This is a genomic window from Rhodobacter sp. NSM (assembly GCF_052244495.1).
GTDB lineage: Bacteria > Pseudomonadota > Alphaproteobacteria > Rhodobacterales > Rhodobacteraceae > Cereibacter_A.
Genome location: NZ_JBQPXH010000001.1, coordinates 311,386 through 328,351, shown reverse-complemented (window position 1 = coordinate 328,351; position 16,966 = coordinate 311,386). Strand labels below are relative to the sequence as shown.

Annotated in this window: 18 protein-coding genes; 12 read left to right on the top strand and 6 right to left on the bottom strand. The window is 68.2% G+C overall.

Annotated elements, in window-relative coordinates; genetic code table 11:
- The first annotated feature begins 26 nt into the window (after positions 1-26).
- The 6 genes from ACTVZP_RS01550 (at position 27) to ACTVZP_RS01525 (ending at position 6,702) form a co-directional block, all read left to right on the top strand.
- Positions 27-1,478: an amidase gene (locus ACTVZP_RS01550; RefSeq protein ID WP_443210316.1), complete on the top strand. Its 1,452-nt coding sequence runs from the start codon at positions 27-29 to the stop codon at positions 1,476-1,478.
- Positions 1,479-1,546: 68 nt separating this feature from the next.
- Positions 1,547-2,611, top strand: coding sequence for an ABC transporter ATP-binding protein (locus ACTVZP_RS01545; protein WP_443210315.1), 1,065 nt, complete (start codon positions 1,547-1,549; stop codon positions 2,609-2,611).
- Position 2,612: 1 nt separating this feature from the next.
- Positions 2,613-3,524, top strand: a complete 912-nt coding sequence (locus tag ACTVZP_RS01540; protein WP_443210314.1) for an ABC transporter permease — start codon at positions 2,613-2,615, stop codon at positions 3,522-3,524.
- Positions 3,517-4,317 carry an ABC transporter permease gene (locus tag ACTVZP_RS01535; protein WP_443210313.1) on the top strand — a complete coding sequence of 267 codons (801 nt, stop codon included), beginning with the start codon at positions 3,517-3,519 and terminating at the stop codon, positions 4,315-4,317. Before ACTVZP_RS01540 ends, ACTVZP_RS01535 begins: the two co-directional genes overlap by 8 nt.
- Positions 4,318-4,345: 28 nt before the next feature.
- Positions 4,346-5,365, top strand: coding sequence for an extracellular solute-binding protein (locus tag ACTVZP_RS01530; protein WP_443210312.1), 1,020 nt, complete (start codon positions 4,346-4,348; stop codon positions 5,363-5,365).
- Positions 5,366-5,673: 308 nt separating this feature from the next.
- Positions 5,674-6,702 (top strand): GNAT family N-acetyltransferase, encoded by a 1,029-nt coding sequence (locus ACTVZP_RS01525; protein ID WP_443210311.1) that lies wholly within the window; start codon positions 5,674-5,676, stop codon positions 6,700-6,702.
- 82 nt (positions 6,703-6,784) lie between these two features.
- Here ACTVZP_RS01525 and ACTVZP_RS01520 read toward each other — a convergent pair whose 3' ends face one another.
- Entirely contained in the window at positions 6,785-7,828 is a 1,044-nt protein-coding gene (locus tag ACTVZP_RS01520) for a cytochrome-c peroxidase (protein ID WP_443210310.1), read from the bottom strand.
- Positions 7,829-8,000: 172 nt separating this feature from the next.
- Between ACTVZP_RS01520 and ACTVZP_RS01515 the strand changes: the two genes are divergently transcribed.
- Both ACTVZP_RS01515 and ACTVZP_RS01510 read left to right on the top strand, forming a co-directional pair.
- Positions 8,001-9,224 (top strand): 3-deoxy-D-manno-octulosonic acid transferase, encoded by a 1,224-nt coding sequence (locus tag ACTVZP_RS01515; protein ID WP_443210309.1) that lies wholly within the window; start codon positions 8,001-8,003, stop codon positions 9,222-9,224.
- Positions 9,225-9,514: 290 nt separating this feature from the next.
- Positions 9,515-10,072, top strand: coding sequence for an NnrU family protein (locus ACTVZP_RS01510; RefSeq protein ID WP_443210307.1), 558 nt, complete (start codon positions 9,515-9,517; stop codon positions 10,070-10,072).
- 130 nt (positions 10,073-10,202) lie between these two features.
- Here the strand turns inward: ACTVZP_RS01510 and thpR are convergent, their stop codons facing one another.
- The 3 genes from thpR to ACTVZP_RS01495 form a co-directional block, all read right to left on the bottom strand.
- The gene (gene thpR / locus ACTVZP_RS01505) at positions 10,203-10,748 is read right to left on the bottom strand and encodes an RNA 2',3'-cyclic phosphodiesterase (protein WP_443210306.1); all 546 of its coding nucleotides are present in this window, start codon (positions 10,746-10,748) and stop codon (positions 10,203-10,205) included.
- Positions 10,745-11,791 carry an acetoin utilization protein AcuC gene (locus ACTVZP_RS01500; protein ID WP_443210888.1) on the bottom strand — a complete coding sequence of 349 codons (1,047 nt, stop codon included), beginning with the start codon at positions 11,789-11,791 and terminating at the stop codon, positions 10,745-10,747. Before ACTVZP_RS01500 ends, thpR begins: the two co-directional genes overlap by 4 nt.
- Positions 11,792-11,978: 187 nt before the next feature.
- Positions 11,979-12,509, bottom strand: a complete 531-nt coding sequence (locus ACTVZP_RS01495) for a glutathione peroxidase (protein WP_443210305.1) — start codon at positions 12,507-12,509, stop codon at positions 11,979-11,981.
- A 270-nt stretch (positions 12,510-12,779) separates the two neighbouring features.
- Here ACTVZP_RS01495 and ACTVZP_RS01490 point away from each other — a divergent pair, with 270 nt between their 5' ends.
- From ACTVZP_RS01490 to mtnA, 3 genes are all read left to right on the top strand, one after another.
- Positions 12,780-13,277 carry an NUDIX hydrolase gene (locus ACTVZP_RS01490; RefSeq protein WP_443210304.1) on the top strand — a complete coding sequence of 166 codons (498 nt, stop codon included), beginning with the start codon at positions 12,780-12,782 and terminating at the stop codon, positions 13,275-13,277.
- 69 nt (positions 13,278-13,346) lie between these two features.
- Entirely contained in the window at positions 13,347-13,784 is a 438-nt protein-coding gene (locus ACTVZP_RS01485; RefSeq protein WP_443210303.1) for a DUF1178 family protein, read from the top strand.
- Between the two features lie 189 nt (positions 13,785-13,973).
- Positions 13,974-15,068 carry an S-methyl-5-thioribose-1-phosphate isomerase gene (gene mtnA / locus ACTVZP_RS01480; RefSeq protein ID WP_443210302.1) on the top strand — a complete coding sequence of 365 codons (1,095 nt, stop codon included), beginning with the start codon at positions 13,974-13,976 and terminating at the stop codon, positions 15,066-15,068.
- A 122-nt stretch (positions 15,069-15,190) separates the two neighbouring features.
- Here the strand turns inward: mtnA and ACTVZP_RS01475 are convergent, their stop codons facing one another.
- Positions 15,191-15,541 carry a phosphate-starvation-inducible PsiE family protein gene (locus ACTVZP_RS01475; RefSeq protein WP_443210887.1) on the bottom strand — a complete coding sequence of 117 codons (351 nt, stop codon included), beginning with the start codon at positions 15,539-15,541 and terminating at the stop codon, positions 15,191-15,193.
- Between the two features lie 314 nt (positions 15,542-15,855).
- Here ACTVZP_RS01475 and ACTVZP_RS01470 point away from each other — a divergent pair, with 314 nt between their 5' ends.
- Positions 15,856-16,047 carry a hypothetical protein gene (locus tag ACTVZP_RS01470; RefSeq protein WP_443210301.1) on the top strand — a complete coding sequence of 64 codons (192 nt, stop codon included), beginning with the start codon at positions 15,856-15,858 and terminating at the stop codon, positions 16,045-16,047.
- A gap of 271 nt (positions 16,048-16,318) precedes the next feature.
- On the opposite strand, the gene ACTVZP_RS01465 is transcribed toward ACTVZP_RS01470, so the two are convergent.
- Positions 16,319-16,816 (bottom strand): pyridoxamine 5'-phosphate oxidase family protein, encoded by a 498-nt coding sequence (locus ACTVZP_RS01465; protein ID WP_443210300.1) that lies wholly within the window; start codon positions 16,814-16,816, stop codon positions 16,319-16,321.
- Positions 16,817-16,966 lie beyond the last annotated feature (150 nt).

Below are 16,966 nucleotides of genomic sequence, written 5' to 3'. Positions count from 1 at the left end.
TGGCGCGAAAGGCATGGAGGACCCGCATGTTCCGAAGTTTCGGCGCCGATGATGCAACCGGCCTCGCGGCCCTTGTCGCCAGCGGCGATGTGACGCCAGAGGAGTTGCTCGATGCGGCGCTGGCTTCGGTCGCAGCGCTGAACCCGGCGCTCAATGCGGTAGTTCTGCTGCAGGAGGAAAGCGCGCGGCGCTCCATCGCATCCGGCCTTCCTCGCGGGCCGTTCCGCGGCGTGCCCTTCCTGCTCAAGGATCTCGGATGCGAGGCGGTGGACTTCCCCTCGCACAACGGCTCGCGGCTGCTCGAGAACACGCGCTACCCGCGCGATTCCGCGATCTTCGAGCGCATCCGCGCGACCGGTGTCGTGACCTTCGGGCGCACGACCTCGCCCGAGGGCGGGATCGGACCCGCGACCGAGGCCGCCGTCTATGGCGGACCGACCCGCAATCCCTGGAACCTCGAGCGCACCTCCGGGGGATCGTCGGGGGGCGCGGGCGCCGCCGTCGCTGCCGGGATCGTCGCCGTGGCCCACGGGTCGGACGGGGGCGGGTCGGTCCGCATCCCCGCCTCGTCCTGCGGGCTCTTCGGGATGAAGCCCACGCGGGCGCGGCTGCCTGACGGGCCCTACGCGGGCGAGGGCTGGGCAGGGATGGCGATCGACGGCTTCCTCAGCTGGTCCGTGCGCGACACGGCCCACATGCTCGACGCCTGCGCGGGCGCCGATCCCGGCGCGCCCTACTGGGCGCCGCCCCTTCTGCGCAGCCATGCGGATGCGATCAGCCGCCCGCCGCGGCGGCTGCGCGTGGGGATCTGCGACACGACCTTCACCGGCACCCCGATCCATCCCGAGGTGCGGGCCGCGGTCGAGGCCGCGGGTCGGCTGCTCGAGGATCTGGGCCACGCGGTGCGGCCCTGCCTCCCGCAGGCGGACGTGGCAATGATGATGGAGGCCTGGACCGACATCGTGGCCTGCGGCACGGCGCTTGGCATCCGCAAGGCGCTGAAGGGGCGCGCCCCCGAGGGGCTGGTCGAGCCGGTCTCGCTGGGCGCGCTGCGGCGTGCCGCCGAGATCCCCGGCGAGCGATATCTCGAGGCGGTGGGCCAGATCCACGCCTTCGGGCGCCAGATGGCCGCGGTCTTCGATCCCGACGAGGGAAACGGCATCGACGTCCTGCTGTCGGCCACGCTGGCCGAGCCCCCCGCCCGTGTGGGCCGTTTCGCCCATACGACCGAGGATTACGTGGCCTTCCGCACCGGCCCCGAGGGCGTCTTTGCCTACTCCCCCTTCACGGCGGTCTTCAACGCCTCCGGCCAGCCGGCGGCGAGCCTGCCGCTCGGCATGAGTGCGGACGGCTTGCCGATCGGCGTCCATCTCGCCGCCCGCTTCGGCGCCGACGAGGAGCTGATCGCGCTCTGCGCAGAAATCGAGCGCGCGGCGCCCTGGATCGGCCGCCGCCCTGCCCCTTTGGTCGATTCCTGAGCGAGACAGTTGCCTTGGAGACAGGCGGCTGCCTAACCTCGCATCAGACCAGCATGGAGAGACGATCCTTGACCGGACCCATTGCCGTCGAAGCCCGCAACGTCGTCAAGGCCTTCGGGCAGGGAGAGGTGGCTGTTCGCGCGCTGGACGATGTTTCGGTCGGGATCCGCAGGGGCGAGTTCTTCACGCTGCTCGGCCCGTCGGGCTGCGGCAAGACCACGCTCCTGCGGCTGATCGCCGGTTTCGAATCGCCCAGTTCGGGCGCCATCCTGCTGGACGGGCGTGACATCACCGCCGATCCTCCGAATCGACGTCCGATCAACACCGTCTTTCAAAGCTACGCGCTCTTTCCGCATCTGACGGTGGCAGAGAACGTGGGCTTCGGCCTGAAGATGCTGGGCAAGCCGAGGGCCGAGGCCGAGAACGTCACCGCACGGATGCTGGCGCTCGTCCGGCTCGAGGCGCTGGCGGGGCGCAAGGTGGCGCAGCTCTCGGGCGGGCAGCAGCAGCGCGTGGCCCTGGCGCGGGCGCTCGCGCCGCAGCCCAGGGTGCTGCTGCTGGACGAACCCCTGTCGGCGCTCGACCTCAAGCTGCGCAAGGAGATGCAGATCGAGCTGAAGCGGCTCCAGCACGAGACCGGCATCACCTTCGTCTTCGTGACGCACGACCAGGAGGAGGCGCTGACCATGTCGGACCGGATCGGGGTGATGAGCGCAGGCCGGATCCTGCAGATCGGCCCCCCGCGCGAGATCTACACCCGCCCCGCCAACCGCTTCGTCGCAAGCTTCATCGGAGAGACGAACTTCCTGCCCGCGCGCCATGCCGGGGGCCGGGTGACGCTCGACGCGGGCGGCGAACTGGCCGTCGAGGGAGGTCCCGAGGGCCGGGTCACGGTCGCCGTCCGGCCCGAGCAGGTGCGCCTCGTGGCCCCGGACGAGCCGGGCGCCCTGCCCGCCACGATCCGCGATCTCGTCTATTTCGGAACCGACACCCACTGCCACCTCGCGCTGGCCGACGGGACCGAAGTGGTGGCCCGCCTGCAGAGCAGCGCCTCGGGCGATCCGGGGCTCGAGCCCGGCCAGCCCGCGGGCCTGCGCTTCGCCCCGGGCGCCCTGCAGCTTCTGGGGGACTGAGATGGCGGGCGGCGAAGGCGCCCGCGCGCGCCGCACCCGGATGCGGAACGGCTGGCTTCTCTCCGCGCCTGCCCTCGTGATCCTCGCCCTTGCGGCCTCGGGGCCGCTTCTGGTCGTGCTGGTCTACAGCTTCCTCGTGAAGGGCCAGTACGGCGGCGTGATCTGGGACTTCTCGACCCAGGCCTGGTTCGAGGTGCTCTTCACCCGCGACATCTTCTCGGACGAGGTGGGCCTCGCCGATGCGCATCTGGCGATCTTCTGGCGCTCGGTGAAGCTCTCGCTGATGACGACCGCGATCACCTTCGTCGCGGGCTTCCCGACCGCCTGGTTCATCGCCACGCGCCCGCCGCACCGGCGCCCGCTCTGGCTCTTCCTCATCACCATTCCGTTCTGGACCAACCTGCTGATCCGCACCTTCGCCATCAACGAGGTGATCCGCAACGAGGGCATCCTGAACACGCTGATGATCCGCGCGGGCCTCTTCGAGCGGCCGATCCAGATCCTCTATACCGACACGGCCGTGCTGATCGGCATGGCCTATGTCTACCTGCCGCTGATGGTCCTGCCACTCTTCGCCGCGATCGACCGGTTCGACATGCGCCTGCTCGAGGCGGCCTATGACCTCTATGCGAGCCGTTGGCAGGTGCTGCGCCGGATCATCCTGCCGCTGGTGAAGCCGGGGATCGTCGCGGGTTCGATCCTCGTCTTCGTTCCCTCGCTCGGCGCCTATGTCACGCCGCGGGTGCTGGGCGGCGGCAAGAACATGATGATCGGCAACTTCATCGAGCTTCAGTTCGGGCAGGGCCGCAACTGGCCGCTGGGCGCCGCGCTCTCGATGCTGCTGCTGGCCATCGTGATGGTGGCGCTGCTGGTCTATGTCCGCGCCGCGGGCCGGGAGGGCGGCCATGGGTAGGCGTTTCGACGTGACCAGCCTGCCGGGCGTCACCTTCGTGGCGGGTCTGGCCTTCCTCGCGCTCTATGCGCCGATCTTCACCCTCGTCGCCTATTCCTTCAACGACGCGAACGCGATCTCGGTCTGGGGCGGCTTCTCCTTCCGCTGGTACGAGGTCGCCTGGGCCAACCGCGAGGTGCAGGCGGCGACGGCGCGGTCGCTGGTTATCGCCTCGGCCGCCTCGGTGATCGCAACCTCGGTCGCCACCACGGCGGCGCTCGGGACGACCCGCAGGGGCGCCTTCCGCGGCCAGACCTTCATCTACGTCATGATCAACCAGCCGCTGATGGTGCCTGAGATCGTGACAGCGGTCGCGCTGCTCATCGTCTTCGCGAGCGTGAAGGTCGCGACCGGCTATTCGGGCCTCGGCTACCTGGTCCTCGCCCATGCCGCCTTCTGCATCCCCTTCGCCTATCTGCCGATCCGGGCGCGGCTCGAGGGGATGGACCTCAGCCTCGAGACGGCGGCGGCCGATCTCTACGCCAACCCCTGGCAGACCTTCCGCCATGTCACGCTGCCGCTGATGGCACCGGGGATCGTCGCCGGCTCGATGCTCGCCTTCGTCATCTCGCTCGACGACGTGATCATCACCGAGTTCGTGAAATCGGCAGGACAGGATACGCTGCCCACCTACATGCTGGGCCAGATGCGCCGCGCGATCACGCCCGAGGTCAATGCGATCTCGACCGCCCTCCTCGGCCTCACCGTGGCGCTGCTGACCGTCTTCTTCCTACTGACCCGAAAGCGGGGCTGAACCCGCCGAGCCCAACAAGGAGAGCACGATGAGACATCTCGCAGCCGCAGCCCTGCTGCTTGCCTCGACCAGCCTGGCCGGAGCAGCCGAGCTGAACCTCTACAACTGGGGCAACTACACGAGCCCCGAGCTGCTCGCGAAGTTCGAGCAGCAGACCGGGATCAAGGTCACGGTCACCGACTACGACAGCAACGACACCGCGCTGGCGAAAATCGAGGCGGGGGGACACGGCTTCGACCTCGTGGTGCCCTCGGCCAATTACGTCGGCATCTTCCGCGACAAGGGCCTGCTGACGGAACTTGACCTGTCGAAGATCCCGAACCACGCCAACATCGCCCCGGAATGGAAGGACGTGGAGTGGGATCCCGGCCGTGCCTATTCGGTGCCGTGGCAATGGGGCACGACGGGGATCTCGGTCAATACCGCGGTTTACGGGGGCGACATCAACACCTCGGCGGTCTGGCTCGAGGTGCCGGACGAGCTGAAGGGCAAGGTCAACGTGGTGCCCGAGATGAACGACGTCGTGTCGCTGGCCACGATGTATGCCGGGGGCGAGCCGTGCTCGGAAGATCTGGAGGTGCTGAAGAAGACGCGCGACCTTCTGATTGCGGCAAAGCCAAACTGGATCTCGATGGACTATGGCGCGACCGAGAAGCTCTCGAACAACGACTGGGCGGCTTCGGTCAACTGGTCGGGCTCGTCGATGCGCGCGCGGCTGGCCAATCCCGACGTGGCCTTCGGCTACCCGAAGGAAGGCTACATCATCTTCATGGACTCGGTCGCCCTGCTGCGCGACGCGAAGAACGTGGACGAGGCCTACCAGTTCCTGAACTTCATCCTGGAGCCCGAGAATGCCGCGATGATCTCAGCCTTCGCGCGCTATTCGCCGGGCGTCGCAGGTGCCGCGGAGTTCCTGCCCGAGGACATGAAGACGGCGCCCGAGGCGGTGATCCCCGCGGAATTCGTGGAGAGCGGCGTGTTCCTGCCGGCCTGCGGACCGAAAGCGCAGGAATACATCACGGCCATCTGGACCGAGCTGCAGAAGTGACCGGCCGGCGGGGCCGCCGAGGCCCCGCAACCCTTGGTGGAGGGAGGATTCGCGCCGGCTGATTCCACGTGAACCCGGGCCGCGGGGCAACCGACGCCTACTCCCTACCTCTCCGGACTTAGCATCCCCCACCTCCGGTAGTGCCCAGCCCGAGGGCACTCGCCTTGCGGTGTGCCTGCCGCGCCACATCAATGCGGAATCGTGACCGAACTTTGCCGATGGCCCCAGATTTGCCACACTTCGGACGCGGGGAGGGTATATTTCGATGAGCAGATCGACGGCATTTTACGATCATCGGGAATTGATTCATGGATCTGAGCACTTTCGCGACCGCGAGGGCGAATCCCGTCGGGACGGCCTCGGCACCCTCCAGAGAACTGAAACAGAGGTCCTCCGCCACGACTGCGGTGCGCCTCGATCCGCTGTCCCCCACGATCTTCCACGAGCCGTGGTGGCTCGACGCGGCCTCTCCCTACGGCTGGGCCGAAACGGTCGTCCGTTCCGAGAACAGGGTCGTGGGACGCCTGCCCTACATGCTGGTGCGCAAGCCCTTCGGCCAGGTCTCGTGCGAGATGCCGACCTTCGCGCATTTCCTCGGACCGGCGGTCGATGCCGGCAAGGGCGCCCCTGCCAACCGCGCGCTGAAGCACGCCCAGATCACGCGCGAGCTTCATGAACAGCTGCCGCGGGCGGGCAACGTTTACATGCGCATGCATCGCGACGTGACCGACGTCCTGGTCTTCGCCGAGGCGGGCATGCACATGCTGGCCAACTTCACCTACGAGATCGCGCCGGGCCCCGAGCAGGCGATCTGGAGCGGCATGCGGGACAAGACCCGCAACATCATCCGCCGCGCGCAGGAGAAGCACACGGTGAGCGAGACGCTCTCGCCCGCTGCCTTCGCCTCCTTCTACCGCCACAACGTCGACCTCGCCGGCCACGAGAGCTACTACGAGACCGACGACATCACCCGCGTCTGCCTCGCCGCACTCGATCGGGGTCGCGGCAGGATCCTTTCGGCGACGGCGGCCGACGGGAGCATCGCCGGCGCGATCTTCACGGTCTGGGACGCGACCTCCTGCTATTACCTGCTGGCCTCGCGGTCCAAGGGCATCGATCAGGGCGCGACCAGCCTCCTCGTCTGGGAGGCCATCCGCCATGCCGCAGGCAAGGGCCTGATCTTCGACTTCGACGGGCTCTATACCCGCGGCAACCGCGTGTTCTTCACCGGCTTCGGCGGAGAGGTGCGCCCGCGCTACGTCGTCTGCAGCAGCACCCGGACCTACCGCGCGACCATGATGCTCGACAAGATGCTGTCGCGCCTGCGCCGCCGCTGACACGAGCGACAGTCACGCAAGCGGGGCGGCCTCTCGGCCGCCCCATCCATGTGCGCCTGCGGCATCCGGCGACGCTGCGCCGTCAGTCGGCCTTGATTTCCGCGGTCGGACGCGGCGTGCCCTCGGTCTCGGCCGGCAGGACCGGCGTCGTCACCACCGGCATGGTGCCCGTCAGGCTCCCGAGGAAGGCCACGACCTGCCCCACTTCCTCGTCCGTCATCGTCTCGCCGAGCTGGCTTTCCGCCATGATCGTCACGGCCGTCTTCAGATCCCAGACCTTGCCGGAGTGGAAGTAGGGCGCCGTCACGCCCACGTTGCGGAGCGGCGCCGCACGGAAGACGTATTCGTCATCCACGGTCGAGGTGACAGCGAACCGGCCCTTGTCGCCTTCGGGCAGCACATCGGCGCCGGGCTTCTCGATCAGGCCGAACGGATAGTAGCCGTGCCCGCCCACGTTGACGCCCGAGTGGCAGGTCGAGCAGCCCTTGTCGATGAAGAGTTCGAGGCCTGCGCGCTGATCCTCGGTCAGGGCCGCGTCATCCCCGTTCAGGAAGGCGTCGAACGGCGCCGGAGTGATGAGCGTGGCCTCGAAGGCCTCGATCGCCTTCGCCATGTTGTCGAAACTGGTCGGCTCGGCCTCTTCCGGGAAGGCGGACTTGAACCAGTCCACGTATTGCGGCATCGACTTCAGCGTCAGCTCGACCTGTGCGGGCGTGTTCGCCATCTCGACGCCCGCCTGCACCGGCCCCTTGGCCTGCGCCTTCAGGTCGTCCGCCCGGCCATCCCAGAACTGCGCCTCGTTGAGAACGGCGTTCAGCACGGTCGGCGCGTTGCGCGGGCCCTTCTGCCAGCCGTGGCCGACCGAGGTCTCCATGTTGTCGTCGCCGCCGGTCGTGAGGTTGTGGCAGGAGTAGCAGGAGAAGACGCCCGAGGCCGACAGGCGCGGGTCGAAGAAGAGAGCCTTGCCGAGGTCGATCTTCTCGGGGGTGATCCGGTTGTCCTTCACCGCGGGAACGGTCGAGGGAAGCGGGGCAAAGTAGTCCAATGCCTTGTCCCGTAGGGCGTCGGCCTGCGCCGCGCCGGCGAGGGCCGTCGTCGCGATCAGGGCGGTGAGGGTCAGGCGCATGGGTTGTCTCCTATGCAAACGTTTACGCACGGTCGAGACTAGAATGGTTCTAGACCGGACCCCTTGACATGGATCAACTCCGTCATGCCATCCGAGGCGCGGCATCGGATGCATCGCTTGCGTCCGGACAGGTTCCCGGCGAGAAGGGCCGCGAAGGAAGGAGAGCCCCCGGGTGCTGATCTACCGCCTGCTGATGAGCCTGCTGCTGCCGGTGCTGGTCCTCGGCCTCCTCTGGCGACGGCTGCGGGGCACGGGTGTCGAGGACGCCCTGGCCGAGCGTCTGGGGCTGTCGCGCGGCGGGGTGCATCCGATCTGGCTTCACGGGGCCAGCAACGGAGAGATCACGTCGGCGCGGTGGCTGATCGAGGAACTGCTCGCGCGCGATCCCCAGGCTTTCATCCTGATAAGCTGCAACAATCCGACGGCCCGCAGCATGGTCGCCAGCTGGGCCATCCCGCGCACCGAAGCGGTTCTGGCGCCGTGGGACACGCGCGGATCGGTCCGCCGGTTCCTCTCGCGCCGGCAGCCGCGGATCCTCCTTGTGCTCGAGAACGAACTCTGGCCCGAGCGCATGGCAGGATGCGCCGAGCGCGGAATCCCGGTGGTGGCCATCGGCGCGCGCCTGTCCGAACGGTCGGCGCGGAATTGGGCGCGCGTCGCGCCGGGGCTGCTGCGGCGCATGCTCGGGAACGTCGGCTGGCTCTCGGCACAGGACGAGGCATCGGAGCGGCGCTTCGTCGCGGCGGGACTGCCACCCGACCGCCTGGGACCACGGCTCGTCCTGAAGGCCGGCGTTCGTGCTGCGAAGATGCCGGAGGCGCCCTTCCCGGCTCCGCCACGCGGACGCTGCCTGCTTGCCGCCTCCACACATGAGGGCGAAGACGCGGCGATCCTGGACGCCTTCCTCGGCGCGCGCGCGTTGTTCGACCTGCTCGTGATCGCCCCGCGCCATCCCCGCCGCGGGGCCGAGATCGCAGCGCTCGCGGAGGCGCGCGGGATCAGTGCGAGCCTCCGGTCGCGCGGAGGGGCTCCGAACGCGCCGGTCTATGTGGCCGACACCCTGGGCGAAATGCCGCTCTGGTACGGCCTCTGCGGCACGACCTTCATCGGCGGCACCCTCGCCCCGCGCGGTGGCCACACCCCGTTCGAGCCGATGGAGGCAGGCTCGGCCCTCGTGCATGGCCCCTCGATCCACAACTTCGCGGAGATCTTCGCGGAGCTCGACGCCGCCGGTGCCGCCCTTCCCGTCGCGGGGCCGGCCGAGCTCGCGTCGACGCTGGCGGCGCTGACGCCGGATCGGCAGGCCGCGCTCGTCACCGCCGCCGCGGCGCGCCGGCGGGCCACGGATCCGGAGCCCGTGCTCGCTGCCATCTCCCGGCTGTCCTCCGCGCGCTGAGCTCCCGGCGGCCGTCGCTGCTCGACCCGTCACGCTCCCGGAAGGGCGCCCACGCGCCGAAGCATCCTCCTGTTTCGCAGAAGGCGCCTGAGGCTTCATTCTCGCTCAAATATCCGGGGGTGTGGGGGCAGCGCCCCCACATGAACCGTCCCTGCCGGGCTGATACGCCTGCGCGGCCACTCGGCACATCTGCCAGCGCTTGACCCAACGACAGCCGCACGGGACGGGAACTTTCCCGGCTTTAGATGCATCCCCTACTCATCTTGTGAGTCTGCCGGAGTTGCCGTGCCATGATCCTCCTGTCGATCGGGATCTTCCTCTGGGTCGCGGGCCATCTGTTCAAGCGGATCTTTCCCGACATCCGCGCGCGGATGGGCGACCCGGGCAAGGGTCTCATCACCATCGTCATCACCGTGGGCCTCGGACTGATGGTCTATGGCTACAAGACCGCGGACTATGTTCCGGTCTATGTGCCCTTGCCCGAGATCGGCTATCTGAACAACCTGCTCATGCTGGTGGCCATCGTGCTTCTGGGCGCAGGCGTCCTGAAGGGCGTGATCTGGACGAGGATCCGCCACCCTCAATTCCTTGCCACGATGATCTGGGCCACGGCCCATCTTCTCGTGAACGGCGACCTCGCCGCGATCCTGCTCTTCGGCAGCATGTGGGTCTGGGCTGCGGGTTCGATCCTGCTCATCAACGCGCAGGAAGGCGAATGGGTGCGACCCCCACCGGGTCCGCTGCGTCGCGATGCCGTGCTCGTGGGTATCGGCCTCTTCCTCTACGGCGCGATCACCTCGACGCACATCTTCCTCAATCACAATCCCTTCATGGGCAACTACTACTGAGCCCGTTGGAGCGGCGCCTAATGCAGGCTGTGCGGCGAGCGCAAGACCGCTGCATCGGGCCCGTCATCCGTGCCGGGGACGCGGAACCGGCTCCTGCCAGAACACTGCGGGCCGCATCCTGCGCCGCCCGTCATTCGCGCAGCGGATAGTCCGCCAGGTCGTCGTAGCGCGGTCCCTTCGGGCCCAGTCTCGACCGGTAGAGCGTGAACCGCGTGACCTCGATCGTGCCGCCATGAAAGCTGCCGCCCTGCGCCACGGCGCGTTCGAGGCGCATCCGCTCCTCCGGTGGCGGAGGTGGAAAACGGCCGAGCGTGATGTGGGGCGAGAAGCGCCGCCGCTCCGGCTCGACGCCCGCCATCCGGGCCGCGCGCACGACCTTCGCCTGCAGGCGGATGAGCGGCTCGGAGGGGGCGACGCCAGCCCAGACCGATCTCGGGCGGTCGCCGCCGAAGAGGCCGACGCCCCTGACCTCGATGCGGAAGGGCGGCCGCTCGATGGCCAGTAATTCCTCGTGCGCGGCCTCGAGCACCGGTTCCGGAAGCTCTCCCAGAAAGAGCAGCGTCAGGTGAAAGGTCTCAGGCTCGACCTTGCGCGGCAGCGGCAGGAGGAACTGCTGCACCGCCAGCGCGGACCGGACGTGATCGGGCACGGCTATGGCGACGAAGGCGCGGATCATCGGCGCGCAAGGCGGGCGAGCCGCTCCCTGATCTCGGGCCGCACGGGCCCCTCGCGCGCGGGGTCCCGCAAGGTCTCGACGAGCCGCGGCTCCGGGGGCGGTCGCCCACCTCCGCCCCAGTCCAGGGCGGCCAGGACGGCGCGGGCGGGCTCCGGCAGGCGGTCGGGGATCTCGTGGCCGGCCAGCACGGACCAGATGCCCGTCCAGCAGCGCCCCACCGACCAGGGATTGTAGCCCCCGCCGCCCAGCACGAGGACGCGCGGCGCCATCGGGCGAAGGGCCGCCACCACCTCGAAATAGGCGTTGTTCGAGAGGGCGAGGCGCGAGAGAGGATCCTCCTCCAGCGCATCCGCCCCGCATTGCAGCACCAGCGCCTCGGGGCGGAAGGCGGCAAGCCGGGGCAGGATCAGCCCCTCGAGCACAGCCCGCATCTCGGTGTCGTTGAAGCCGCGCGGGACCGGCAGGTTGAAGCAGTTGCCGCCCCCGTCGGCGTCAATCGTGCCGGTGAAGGGCCAGCGCGCTTCCTCGTGCACCGAGATCAGCAATGCCTCGAGATCGCCCGCAAAAGCATGCTCCACCCCGTCCGGGTGATGCGCGTCGATGTCGACATAGGCGATCCGCCGCAGCCCGATCCGGCGCAGGACGAGCATCCCCAGCACGGGATCGTTGAGATAGCAGAAGCCGTTCGCGCGGTCAGGCATCCCGTGGTGCGTGCCGCCGCCGGGCACATGGATGCAGCCGCCCCCGCGCAGAAGCTCGGCCGCGAGCATGACGCCCCCGGCGCCAGTCGCGGGCCTGCGGAACATCTCGGGAAAGACCGGATTGGAAATCGTCCCGAGACCGTGGCGGGCGAGCGTGGGGGGCGAGGCAAGCCCGGCCTCGGCGGCCTGCAGCGCCGCCACATAGGCCGGCGCATGCCAGAGTTCGAGAGCCGCCGGCTTGGCGCGCGGCGACGTGCGGTATCGGTCGGCGGGAAGCCACCCCAGGGCGCGCCCGAGGTCCATCACCGTGGAGACCCGCGGCACACGCAGCGGGTGGCGCATCCCGTAGCTCGATCCGCGATAGATCTCGGATCCGATGAAGAGCGGGACATGGCGCGGCGGCCTCGCCGCCGTGCCGCCCGCCGCAGGCTGGTCCGCGGCGCCGTGGTCCGGCAAGGTCGGGCCTGCGGCGATCCGCGCCGCAAGGCCCCCGGGGTCTTCTGTCACAGCGGCTGGCTCCGGCTTTCCCTCACGGAAGCAGCGCCTCGATCCGGTCGACGATCGCCGGGTCCGTCGGCCGCACCGGCGACGGCCAGCTTGCCACCACCTCACCGTTGCCGTCGATCAGCACCTTGTGGAAGTTCCACCGCGGCACCACGCCATGCTCCTCGGCAAGCCAGCGGTAGAAGGGATGGGCCGCCTCGCCCGTCACCCGGGTGATGACCGTCATGGGGATCGTCAGATCGAAATTCGTGGCGCAGAACTCGCGCACGGAGCCCTCGTCGTCCAGTTCCTGCCGAAAATCGTCGGAAGGAACGGCCAGCACGGTCAGCCCGCGGTCGCGATAGCGGTCCCACAAGGCCTGAAGATCATCATATTGCGGGGTGAAGCCACAGAGCGAGGCCGTGTTCACGACGAGCACCGGCCCTTCGTTCTGCAACTGCGTGAACTGGATCCGGCCCCCGTCTATTGACTCGAACGTCACCGGAGGCGGCCCCGCCGCGAAGGCGGGCGCGGCGATCAGGAGGAAGGCAAGAGCGAGGTGCGGACGGGCAGACATGGCGGGTTCCGGCGGAGGGCGCCCCTTCCGGAGGCGCACGGAGCGGCTCATCTACGGAACCGCCTGCCAAAGGATCATAGGCGAAGCTATGCTTTCGTCAAACTTGCGACACTTTTCCCTCTTTCAATTGCAAAGAATTGCATGTGGCTGCGACAATTCTCGAACCAATTGGCGTCAGGATGCGTTAGATTTGGCAATGCCTCGCGGGGCAGAGCAGGCGGGAGGCCGATAACACGAGAAACGGGCCTCGAGGCCCGGCAGGAGAGGCAGATGGGCGACGGGCGTTTCAGGTTGATCACGGGCGGTGCGGGCGGAGCGGAAACCTTCCGTCCGCAATGCGGCGCCATCTGCTGGCGGCGCGAGGCCGGACAGGTTCAGATCCTTCTCATCACGAGCCGCGACACCGGCCGATGGGTCATCCCCAAGGGCGGGCGCATCGCGGGACTCGATGATGCCGGTTCGGCCGCGCAGGAAGCCTGGGAAGAGGCAGGCGTCCGAGGCGCGGTCGGGTCCCGTCCGCTGGGTCGGTTCACCTATCGGAAGCTCAACCGGAATTCCGGCAGCATAGCCTGTCAGGTGGCCGTCTTCGCGCTTGAGGTCGAGGAGCTGGCGGACACCTTCCCCGAGCGCGAACAGCGCAAGCGGAAGTGGTTCGCGCCCGAACAGGCAGCCCGGCAGGTGGCCGAGCCGGAGTTGCAGGGGATCCTCGCAGGCTTCGATCCGGACGAAGACGGGGCTCTGGACCAATTGCCGCTGGGCGCCCGTTGAACCTCGCAAGATCCCTCCATACCTGACAGGATGAATGGCCGCGGCCGCGCGGCCTCCTTCGGTGCGAACATGATCCGCTATTCCCTCAGATGCGCTGCGGACCACGGCTTCGAAAGCTGGTTCCAGTCGTCCGCCGCCTTCGACACGCTTGCAGAGGCCAGCCGCGTCACCTGCCCCGTCTGTGGATCGCACGAGATCGAGAAGGTGCTGATGGCGCCGGCCGTCCGGCCCACGCGCAAGGCGCAGCCGCCCGAGGAACCGGCGCGGCCGCTTGCGACCCCCGCGTCGGAACTCGAGCAGGCATTGCAGATGCTGCGGCGGCAGGTTCAGGAAAATTCGGAATACGTCGGGATGAACTTCGCCGCCGAGGCGCGGAAGATCCACGCAGGCGAGTCTCCCGAGCGTGCGATCTACGGCGAGGCGCGGCTGGAAGAGGCGCGTCGGCTGCTCGAGGACGGGGTGCCCGTCGCTCCGCTGCCGTTCATGCCTCAGCGAAAGGTCAACTGAGGCTCCCGCGGTTGGCGGGTATCGCTCGTTCTGCATCCGCCGACCCGTTCGTCTCCTGTGCCGCTCCCGGTCACGGGGACATCGCGGCACCGCGCGGATCGTCGCAAGCAGGCGGGCGTCCCTTGACCTCGGGACCGCGTCGGGGCCTTCTGTCGGACGTTCCACGCAGGACTGAACCGGAGGCATCCCGTGAAGATCAACGGCACCCCATTCCGCTCGATCTGGACCGAGGAGGGCGAGGTCCGCATCATCGACCAGCGCTGGCTGCCGCACGAGTTGCGGATCGTGCCCCTGCGCAACCGGTCCGAATTCGCCGCCTCGATCCGGGACATGTGGGTACGCGGCGCGCCGCTCATCGGCGCAACGGCCGCGTGGGGCATGGCCGTGCAGATGGCGGAGGATCCGTCGGATGCCTCGTTGGCCGAGACCTGGCAGGTTCTGCACGAGACGAGGCCCACAGCAATCAACCTGCGCTGGGCACTGAATGAAATGCAGCGCCTTCTGGCGCCACTTCCGCCCTCGGAGCGCGCCGCGGCGGCCGCACGCCGCGCGGCAGAGATCTGTGACGAGGATGTGGAGATCAACCGCCGGATCGGACAGCACGGCCTCGGCATCATCCGCGAGATTGCCGCGCGCAAGAAGGGCCGCGTGAACATCCTCACCCATTGCAATGCGGGCTGGCTCGCCACCGTCGACTGGGGAACCGCCACGTCGCCGATCTACCATGCGATCGACGAGGGCATCGACGTCCACGTCTTCGTGGACGAGACCCGGCCCCGGAACCAGGGCGCCCTGCTGACCGCCTGGGAGATGAATTCGCACGGCGTGAGCCACGACCTCATCGTGGACAATGCCGGCGGGCATCTCATGCAGCACGGCGAGGTGGACATGGTGATCGTCGGCACCGACCGGACCACCGCGCAGGGCGACGTCTGCAACAAGATCGGGACCTACCTGAAGGCGCTGGCCGCGAAGGCGAACGACGTGCCCTTCTACGTCGCGCTCCCCTCGCCGACCATCGACTGGACGGTGCGGGACGGCGTGAAGGAGATCCCGATCGAAGAGCGGTCCGGCAGCGAAGTGACCCATGTGCAGGGCAAGGCGCCCGACGGCACGGTCCTCTCCGTGCAGATCTCGCCCGACGGCACCGGCGCGAGAAACCCGGCCTTCGACGTGACGCCGGCGGCGCTGGTCACCGGCCTCGTGACGGAGCGTGGCATCTGTGCGGCCGATGCACGGGCCATGGCGGCGATGTTCCCCGAGGCGACCCTCGGCGCCGCCTGACACGGTAGCTAACCGGAGTTCGGCTCAAGGGCGGTCCTGCGACGGGACTGCCTCTTCGGTCCTTCTCGCCCGCCAACCGCAGGCGGCTCGGACCATCCGGATGCCGGAACGTCCGGCTCCCGTCAGCGCCGCGCCAGTCGTAGCAGCACCACGGCGGCGACCGCGAGGAGCAGGATCGCCGAGGCCTCGAGCACGATGTTCTGCGGATCCATGTCCTTGCCCTGAAGAACGATCAGTCGGGCAAGCGCGGTGATGGCGATGAAGATCGGATAGACGAAGGGCAAGCCCTTGCCGGTGTAGAAGACCGCGACCATCCCGATGACCTCGGTGTAGAGGAACATCAGCAGGATGTCGCCGAGATCGACGCTCCAGCGCACGAAGATCGACCAGATCTCGTTTGCTGTCGCTGCGAGCGTAAGGATCGCGACGAGGATGAGAAGTCCGCGCTCGATCACCCCGAGCGCCGCCACCATCACTGTCTTCTCGGTATTGCTTGCCTCGACCGCCCCGCTGTCCTCGGCGCTGGGCACCTCTTTGCTGCCTTCCAACTTTGGTTCCTCTCGCACTCGTCACACTTGAAGGCTAGCAGCCCGCCGCGCCATGGCCAACCGCGGAACGCGAAAGGGAAGACAGTCGCTGCGGTTCAAGCAACCACTTTGGCACCGCCGAGACTTCGGATGGTCCCAGGTCCTCTCCCGCGACGTTCAGAACTCCCGCAAGGATCAGGGTTCCCGTATGGATCGGAGCGCAGCCTCCGGGGGAAGGCTGCGCTCCGAGTTGTCCGGACATGGGGCAGATGCCCGGCCAATGCCCTTGTCTGCGTCAGACGCTGTCGGCAGGCTTTTCCGACGATTTCGCGACGGCCGGCTTCGGCTTCGACGTGTCAGCCGAGGGCGCCGACGCGGACGATGCCGCAGACGGTGATGGCGGCGACGGGGACGGTGCGGGCTCGGAGCTGCGCGACCGCGCCATCGCGTGACGGCCGCCCTGACGTTCCGCGGCCATGAAGCCGTACCAGCACACCGCGAGCATGCACAGGAACAGCAGTATTCCCAACATATATGCCATTATACCCTCCTCTTCCGGCTCCAAACGCACCCGTGCGAAGGCCGGTTCCTCAGGTTCCCGCAAAAAGCTCCTCCTGACAATGACGCGGAGGCGGCGCCCGGTCCCAGCCGTTTTCCGTCATCTGCCGCCTGCCGCAAGCCCATTGCGGCAGGGGGGTAGCTCATGCGCGCCGCGGCCCGACCTCAGGCGAATTCTACGACGTTGTGCACGCCCACGTCCGGGTCGGACTCCGTCATGGTGGCCTTTGCGATCTCGTAGGCGAAGCGGGCCGAGGAACTGGTCGAGGCCCAGATCGCCGCACTCCCAAGTCTCAGCGACAACATCACGAGGTCCGGATCGTCCTTGCCCTCGAACCACGCCGCGACGACCGGATTCCACATCTCGTCGAGCCTGGACCGGTCGCCCTCGGCAACCAGCGACCCCGACAGGCAGGCATGGAAGTCCTGATCCTTGGAGATGACGCAGAAATGCGCCTTGCTGGCCGGCCCCACCGCCTTGAACAGGTCGGTGCTGCGCTTGGTCAGAAACCAGAGCTTGCCTGCGGCTTCATCGCAATGGTGAGACATGGGCTGCATGTGCTGTCCGGATCCTTCGACCCCGAGCATCCCGGCATGCGCCTTCTCGAGTTCCTTCCAGAGAACGGCCTTGGGATCGGTCTGGGCGAGTTTCTTGTCGGCCATGCGGCCCTCCTGATTTGGCTATGGGTCGGCCCCTCAACCGGACGCGGAGTGCCTTGGTTCCCATCGCCCCCGGGGCGCCGACGTCCGGCGGCAGGCCGGAACAAATGACCCGCGCCGCCTGTTTCTGCGGGACACGAGGTCGGCATGGCG

Excerpts from the sequence above, each read along its gene's own strand:
- ACTVZP_RS01470 (WP_443210301.1), top strand. The coding sequence starts at position 15,856 with ATGGGGCAGATGCCCGGCCAATGCCCTTGTCTGCGTCAGACGCTGTCG.
- ACTVZP_RS01485 (WP_443210303.1), top strand. The coding sequence starts at position 13,347 with ATGATCCGCTATTCCCTCAGATGCGCTGCGGACCACGGCTTCGAAAGC.
- ACTVZP_RS01465 (WP_443210300.1), bottom strand. The coding sequence starts at position 16,816 with ATGGCCGACAAGAAACTCGCCCAGACCGATCCCAAGGCCGTTCTCTGG.
- ACTVZP_RS01525 (WP_443210311.1), top strand. The coding sequence starts at position 5,674 with ATGGATCTGAGCACTTTCGCGACCGCGAGGGCGAATCCCGTCGGGACG.
- ACTVZP_RS01520 (WP_443210310.1), bottom strand. The coding sequence starts at position 7,828 with ATGCGCCTGACCCTCACCGCCCTGATCGCGACGACGGCCCTCGCCGGC.
- ACTVZP_RS01530 (WP_443210312.1), top strand. The coding sequence starts at position 4,346 with ATGAGACATCTCGCAGCCGCAGCCCTGCTGCTTGCCTCGACCAGCCTG.
- ACTVZP_RS01490 (WP_443210304.1), top strand. The coding sequence starts at position 12,780 with ATGGGCGACGGGCGTTTCAGGTTGATCACGGGCGGTGCGGGCGGAGCG.
- ACTVZP_RS01475 (WP_443210887.1), bottom strand. The coding sequence starts at position 15,541 with ATGGTGGCGGCGCTCGGGGTGATCGAGCGCGGACTTCTCATCCTCGTC.
- ACTVZP_RS01540 (WP_443210314.1), top strand. The coding sequence starts at position 2,613 with ATGGCGGGCGGCGAAGGCGCCCGCGCGCGCCGCACCCGGATGCGGAAC.
- ACTVZP_RS01495 (WP_443210305.1), bottom strand. The coding sequence starts at position 12,509 with ATGTCTGCCCGTCCGCACCTCGCTCTTGCCTTCCTCCTGATCGCCGCG.
- ACTVZP_RS01510 (WP_443210307.1), top strand. The coding sequence starts at position 9,515 with ATGATCCTCCTGTCGATCGGGATCTTCCTCTGGGTCGCGGGCCATCTG.
- ACTVZP_RS01535 (WP_443210313.1), top strand. The coding sequence starts at position 3,517 with ATGGGTAGGCGTTTCGACGTGACCAGCCTGCCGGGCGTCACCTTCGTG.
- ACTVZP_RS01500 (WP_443210888.1), bottom strand. The coding sequence starts at position 11,791 with ATGCGCCACCCGCTGCGTGTGCCGCGGGTCTCCACGGTGATGGACCTC.
- ACTVZP_RS01550 (WP_443210316.1), top strand. The coding sequence starts at position 27 with ATGTTCCGAAGTTTCGGCGCCGATGATGCAACCGGCCTCGCGGCCCTT.
- thpR (WP_443210306.1), bottom strand. The coding sequence starts at position 10,748 with ATGATCCGCGCCTTCGTCGCCATAGCCGTGCCCGATCACGTCCGGTCC.